The sequence below is a fragment of the uncultured Flavonifractor sp. genome (genome assembly GCF_944387675.1).
In the GTDB taxonomy this organism is placed as follows: Bacteria; Bacillota; Clostridia; order Oscillospirales; family Oscillospiraceae; genus Flavonifractor.
This window is the reverse complement of sequence record NZ_CALXFV010000121.1, coordinates 1-5769: the sequence shown is the minus strand read 5'-3', so window position 1 is coordinate 5769 and position 5769 is coordinate 1. Positions and strand designations below refer to the sequence as shown.

6 protein-coding genes and 1 pseudogene are annotated in these 5769 nt (G+C 61.8%); 4 read left to right on the top strand and 3 right to left on the bottom strand.

Going from position 1 to position 5769, the window contains the following annotated elements; all coding sequences use genetic code 11:
- From Q0J74_RS10085 to Q0J74_RS10070, 4 genes and pseudogenes are all read left to right on the top strand, one after another.
- Positions 1-126, top strand: a pseudogene (locus Q0J74_RS10085) (electron transfer flavoprotein subunit alpha/FixB family protein); the annotation flags it as partial.
- A 38-nt stretch (positions 127-164) separates the two neighbouring features.
- Positions 165-530 (top strand): CidA/LrgA family protein, encoded by a 366-nt coding sequence (locus Q0J74_RS10080; protein ID WP_297214203.1) that lies wholly within the window; start codon positions 165-167, stop codon positions 528-530.
- A complete protein-coding gene (locus Q0J74_RS10075; RefSeq protein WP_297214200.1) occupies positions 523-1203 on the top strand; it encodes an LrgB family protein in 681 nt (226 codons plus the stop codon). The genes Q0J74_RS10080 and Q0J74_RS10075 overlap by 8 nt, the downstream gene beginning before the upstream one ends.
- A 74-nt stretch (positions 1204-1277) precedes the next feature.
- A complete protein-coding gene (locus Q0J74_RS10070) occupies positions 1278-2573 on the top strand; it encodes a lactate racemase domain-containing protein (protein ID WP_297214197.1) in 1296 nt (431 codons plus the stop codon).
- A 134-nt stretch (positions 2574-2707) separates the two neighbouring features.
- Here the strand turns inward: Q0J74_RS10070 and Q0J74_RS10065 are convergent, their stop codons facing one another.
- From Q0J74_RS10065 to Q0J74_RS10055, 3 genes are all read right to left on the bottom strand, one after another.
- A complete protein-coding gene (locus Q0J74_RS10065; RefSeq protein WP_297214194.1) occupies positions 2708-3964 on the bottom strand; it encodes a competence/damage-inducible protein A in 1257 nt (418 codons plus the stop codon).
- A 62-nt stretch (positions 3965-4026) separates the two neighbouring features.
- Positions 4027-5193, bottom strand: a complete 1167-nt coding sequence (gene thiI, locus Q0J74_RS10060) for a tRNA uracil 4-sulfurtransferase ThiI (RefSeq protein WP_297214192.1) — start codon at positions 5191-5193, stop codon at positions 4027-4029.
- A 66-nt stretch (positions 5194-5259) separates the two neighbouring features.
- On the bottom strand, positions 5260-5769 hold a 510-nt coding region (locus Q0J74_RS10055), incomplete at its 5' end, for an ATP-binding protein (protein ID WP_297214189.1).

The following is a 5769-nucleotide window of genomic DNA, read 5'->3' as shown; positions in this document are numbered from 1 at the left end:
ATCGCGGTGAACAAGAACGAGTCCGCCCCCATCTTCGACGTGGCTTCCTACGGCATCTGCGGCGACCTGTACAAGGTCACCCCCATGCTCATCGAGGCCATCCGCGCCGCCAAGGCCGCGAAATAGGGGGACGGGACCAGGGAAAGGAAGGGCGGTGGGAAAGTATGAAAATCGTGGGCCAGATGGCCATCATTTTCGGTATCTGCTGGATAAGTGAACTCATTGAGGCCGTGGTACCCATCGTGCTTCCGGCAAATGTGATCAGCATGCTGCTCTTGTTTTTTCTCCTGGCTGTCAGGCTGCTGCGTCCGGAACACATAAGGGAGAGTGCGGACTTTTTGCTGGGGAACATGTCCATCCTGTTTGTGCCGGCGGCAGCGGGCATTATTAACTGTTGGGAAGAGCTTCAGCGCAATCTGATCGCACTGGTGGTGATCAGCCTGGTGTCTCTGGTGGTCACGTTTTGGGTTACAGCGGCCAGCGTTACACTTGTGATCAGGCTGATGAAGAGGGGGAAGCAGGATGACTGAGCTGTGGTCCAGTCCCTTTTTTGGCCTGGCGCTGAGTATTTTTGCATTTTGGACCGGCGTGGTGATCCAGCGGAACGTGCGCTGGGCGGTCTGCAATCCGCTGCTGATCGGCGCGCTTCTGGTCATTGGTACGCTGCTTGTGTTTCAAATTCCCTATGAGGCATATAACGAGGGCGGCAGCCTGATCAATTTGATGCTTACTCCGGCCACGGCCTGTCTGGGTATGTCGATTTATGAAAAGCTGCCCCTGCTGAGAAAAAACTGGCTGCCGATTTTGGCGGGCTGTACCGCGGGCTCCGCCTCATCCATGGGGAGCATTTATCTGCTGTGCCGGTTGTTCGGCCTGGACAGAGAAATGCTGGTCTCTCTGCTGCCCAAATCGGTCACCACGGCAATTGCCACCAGCCTGTCGGCCTCTCATGGAGGGGTGGTCTCCATCACAATGGCGGCCATGATTCTGACCGGCATTGCCAGCAGCATCGGAGCACCGCTGCTGGTGCGCGTTTTCCGGGTAAAAAATCCGGTGGCGGCGGGGCTGGCAATCGGAGCATGCTCCCATGCGGTGGGTACGTCCAGAGCATTGGAAATGGGGGAGGTTCAGGGAGCCATGAGCGGCCTTGCCATTGGCATATGCGCCGTCGTGACGATTTTGTTGTCCTTGTTCGTGTTCTGATGCCCGGGCGTCTGGCCGGACACCGCTGAAAAAAGACGACGCATCCGGTAAAACGGTATTAGGAGGTGTGGACCGTGCAAAAAATTGAGTTTCCTCCAATCAAAATCAAGGTGGAAGGGTTGGAGTGCGTCGAAATTCCAAAGATGATGAAAATCAGGCAGCTCTATGACGCGCACAAGATTGAGGATCTGAGAACCCATACGCAGAGAGAAATCGAGACAAAAATTCACGATCTGACCAGATTTGCAGGCAAGCGAATCTGCGTCACAGCCGGCAGCCGGGGAATTCCCCACCAGGATACGATTATTCGGGCAATCTGCGACAAGCTGAAGGAATACGGAGCCAAGCCGTTTATCGTCCCCGCCATGGGCAGCCATGGCGGCGGCACCACAGAGGGACAGGTGGAAATGATCGCGGGGTATAACATCACGGAGGCGTCTATGGGGGTACCCATCCTGGCGTCTATGGAGGTTGTGCAGATCAGCACCCTGGAGGACGGGACCCCGGTCTACTGTGACAAATATGCCGCGGAGTCGGATGGCATAGTGATATTTAATAAGGTAAAGCCCCATACCAACTTCAGAGGCAGACATGAAAGCGGAATGGCAAAAATGATGGCCATTGGACTGGCCAAGCATAAGGGTGCCTCCATGTTTCATATGCAGGGCTTTCACACCTTTGCCAAGCGGATTCCGGAGGTGTGCGGGGAGTTTCTCAGACATGCGCCCATCGCCTTCGGCATCGGCCTGGTGCAGAATGCCTATGATGAGATCAGCGACCTGGAGGCCTGTGAGCCGGAAGACATCCTGGAGGTGGATGCCCGCCTGCTGGAGGTGGCAAAGGCCAAGATTGCCCAGTTCAAGTTTAAGGACATTGACGTGCTGATTGTGGATCAGATCGGGAAAAATATCTCAGGCAGCGGGATGGACCCCAATGTAAGCGGACGGGGGTTGAACCCTGGCTTCGAGGATCTGATGAATATCAAGAAGATTTTTGTCCGGGGACTGACGGAGGAGACGCACCACAATGCCTGCGGGATTGGCTGCGCCGACATTACCACCCTCCGCTGCGTCAACGACGTGGATTGGGGAGCCACCTGGATTAATCTGACAACCTCCACCGAGCTTCGGGGCGGCAGCGTCCCCATCTATGCCAACAATGACCGGGAGGCGCTGATGATTGCGATCCGCACTTGCAATGGGATTGATATGAAGCGTGCCAAGGTTGTCCGCATCAGAGATACGCTGTCCCTGGAAGATATTGAGGTGTCGACCGCCTATTATGATGAGCTTAAGGACAATCCCGAGATACAGATTACCAGCGAACCCTTTGACCTCCGATTCGGGGAGGACGGGTATTTGGTGGATTGAGCTGCTCCGGGAAACCGGTTGAGTCCATGGCAAAGCTGAAAACGGCACACAGCCTGCTCCGTCTGGCTGTGTGCCGTTTTGTTTGTTGTTCCGGATGGAGCGGGTGGCGCCAAAGCGCGGATACCGCCCGCCGTTCAGCCCAGGCTCAGGCCGGTGAGATAGCGCCGCACCAGGTCAAAGCCGTGGCTGGCGGCGATGTGGCGGATGCGCTCCCGCCCCATGGACAGGGTCACCTGCCGGACCCACACACCGTCCGGAGCGGCCAAGCCGATGAACACCAGCCCCACCGGGTTGCCCCGCTCATCCGGGTCGGGGCCGGCCACTCCGGTGAAGGAGAGGGCCAGATCACAGCCCAGCACCCGGCGGGCTCCCTCCGCCATGGCCCGGCACACCGGCTCGCTGACGGCGCCGTATGCCTCCAGCAGCGCCTGCGGCACGCCCAGGACCGTGTGCTTCACTTCGGTGGCGTAGCTGACAATGCCGCCCCGGAAGACGGCGGAGGCCCCGGGCAGGTCGGTAAACCGCTTGGCCGCCAGCCCGCCGGTGCAGCTCTCGGCGGTACCCAGGGTAAGGCCCTTCTCCCTGAGCAGGGCGAAGGCCGCCGCCTCCAGGGAGGGGACATCCACCCCGTACACCAGGGGGCCGAAGTGGGCCTTCAGATCCGCCTCCACCGGGTCAATCAGGGCGTGGGCCGCCCCCTCGTCAGCCGCCTTGGCGGTGATGCGCAGCTCGCACTCCCCCTCCTTGGCGTAGGGAGCCAGAGTGGGGTTGTCCATGCTGTTCATGCGCTCCCGCAGCTGGGCCTCCATGGCCGACTCCCCGATGCCGAACAGCTTCAGGGTGCGGGAGGCGATGACCCCCTCGGACAAATTCCGCAGGTAGGGAATGACCCGGTGGGTGAACATGGCCCGGCACTCCCTGGGCGGGCCGGGCAGCATAATAACCCGCACCCCGCCGGCCTGAAAGGCCACCCCCGGGGCGGTCCCCCAGTCGTTGTCCAGCACGGTGCAGCCCTCGGGCAGCATGGCCTGCTGGTAGTTGTTCTCCGTCATGGGCCGGGTGGGGTGGAGATTACGGAAATAGGCCTCAATCCGCTGGGCGGAAGGGGCGTGAAAGACCAGCTTTTTGCCAAAACACTCCGCCAGTACGTTTTTGGTCAGATCGTCGCAGGTGGGACCCAACCCGCCGGTGGTGATGAGAATGTCCGCCCGGTCCTTGGCGGTCTCCACGGCGGCGCGCAGCCGGTCGGGATTGTCCCCCACCACCGTGTGGTAGTAGACATTGATGCCCAGGGCGGATAGACCCTGGGAGAGCATCTGGGCGTCGGTGTTGGCGATATTGCCCAGCAGCAGCTCGGTGCCGACTGCAATAAGCTCGGCGGTATGAGACATGGGGATGCACTTCCTTTGTTGGAATGGGGGGAGCGGGCGGATGTGGGCATCCGCCCCCGGGGTCAGACCTGGATGCGCTCGATACCCTCCAGGGCGGATTTCACCAGGCCCTCCACATCCAGGGCGGCCTCGGCGGCCTCCAGCTCTCCCAGCACCGGGCGCAGCCGGGGGTGGCGGGGAGTGAATACGGTGCAGCAGTCCTCATAGGGGAGGATGGAGGTTTCAAAGGTGCCGATCTTCCGGGCAATCCGCACAATTTCCTCCTTATCCATGCCCACCACCGGGCGGAGAATGGGCAGGGCGCAGACGGCGGTGGTGGCGGCCATGGCCTCCATGGTCTGGCTGGCCACCTGGCCCAGGCACTCCCCGGTGACAATGGCCCCGGCGCCGCAGCGCTGGGCCACTCCCTGGGCAATGCGCATCATGAACCGGCGCATGAGCACAGTAAACAGCTCCTCGGGACACTTGCGCCGCAGCTCCTCCTGAATGGCGGTGAAGGGGACAACGTGGACGGTGAGCCGGCCGCACCAGGGGGTGAGCAGCCTGGCCAGATCCAGCACCTTCTCCTTGGCCTCCTCCGAGGTGTAGGGGTAGGAGAAGAAGTGGACCATCTCCAGGGCGATGCCCCGCTTGGCAATCATCCAGGAGGCCACCGGGGAGTCGATGCCGCCGGAGAGCAGGCTCACCGCCCGGCCCCCCACCCCCACCGGCAGACCGCCCGCGCCGGGCTCCGGATTGGCGTGGACGTAGGCGGCGTAGTCCCGCACCTCCAGGTACACCGTCAGCTCCGGGTGGTGGACATCCACCGTCAGGTTGGGATAGCGCTCGTCCAGCTCGCCTCCCACGTACTGGGACAGCTGGATGGAGGTCATGGGGAAGCTTTTGTCCGCCCGCTTGGATTCCACCTTAAAAGTATGGGCGGCGGCCAGCCGGTCTCCCAGGTACTCTATGGCGGTACGCAGCATGGCGTCGGCGTCCTTTTCGCAGGCCCTGGCCCGGCTCAGTCCCACCACGCCGAAAAGTTTGGTCATGGCTTCCCACGCCCCGTCCATGTCGCAGGACTCGTCCTTGGGTTCCACATACATGGTGGACTGCTTGGAATACACCTTGAAGTTCCCGTGGGGGCGCAGGCGGCGCTTGGCGTTGGCAATCAGCCGGTCCTCAAAGGTGCGCCGGTTCAGCCCCTTCAGCACCAGCTCCCCCAGCTTGAGCAAAATGATTTCGTTCAATGGTCGTTCTCCTTTATCCAATATTCTGTGGCCGGCGGGCCATGTCCCTATCCGACCGCATCTTTTTTACCGCCTGAGCAGGGCGCTTTCCCGGTACTGAATGGCCTCCGCCAGATGCTCCACCCCGATGTCCGCCGAAGCGTCCAGATCGGCAATGGTGCGGGCCACCCGGAGAATCCGGTCGTAGCTGCGGGCGGTGAGCCCCAGACGGTCGTAGGCCCCCCGGATCAATCCGGTCCCCGCCCCGTCCAGGGCGCAGAACCGAGCCAGCTCTCCCGGCCCCATGTGGGCGTTGCACGCCGGGCCGGCCGGACCAAAGCGGGCGGCCTGTACCGCCCGGGCGGCGTCCACCCGGGCCTTGATGGCGGCGGAGGACTCGGCCTGCGGCCGGCGGGACAGCTCCTCAAACTCCAGAGGCGGCACCTCCACATACAGGTCGATCCGGTCCAGCAGGGGACCGGACAGCCGGCTCAGATATTTTTCCACCGCCTGGGGGACGCAGCGGCACCGGCTGCCGTAGCCGTACCAGCCGCACTTGCAGGGGTTCATGGCGCACACCAGCATGAACCGGGCGGG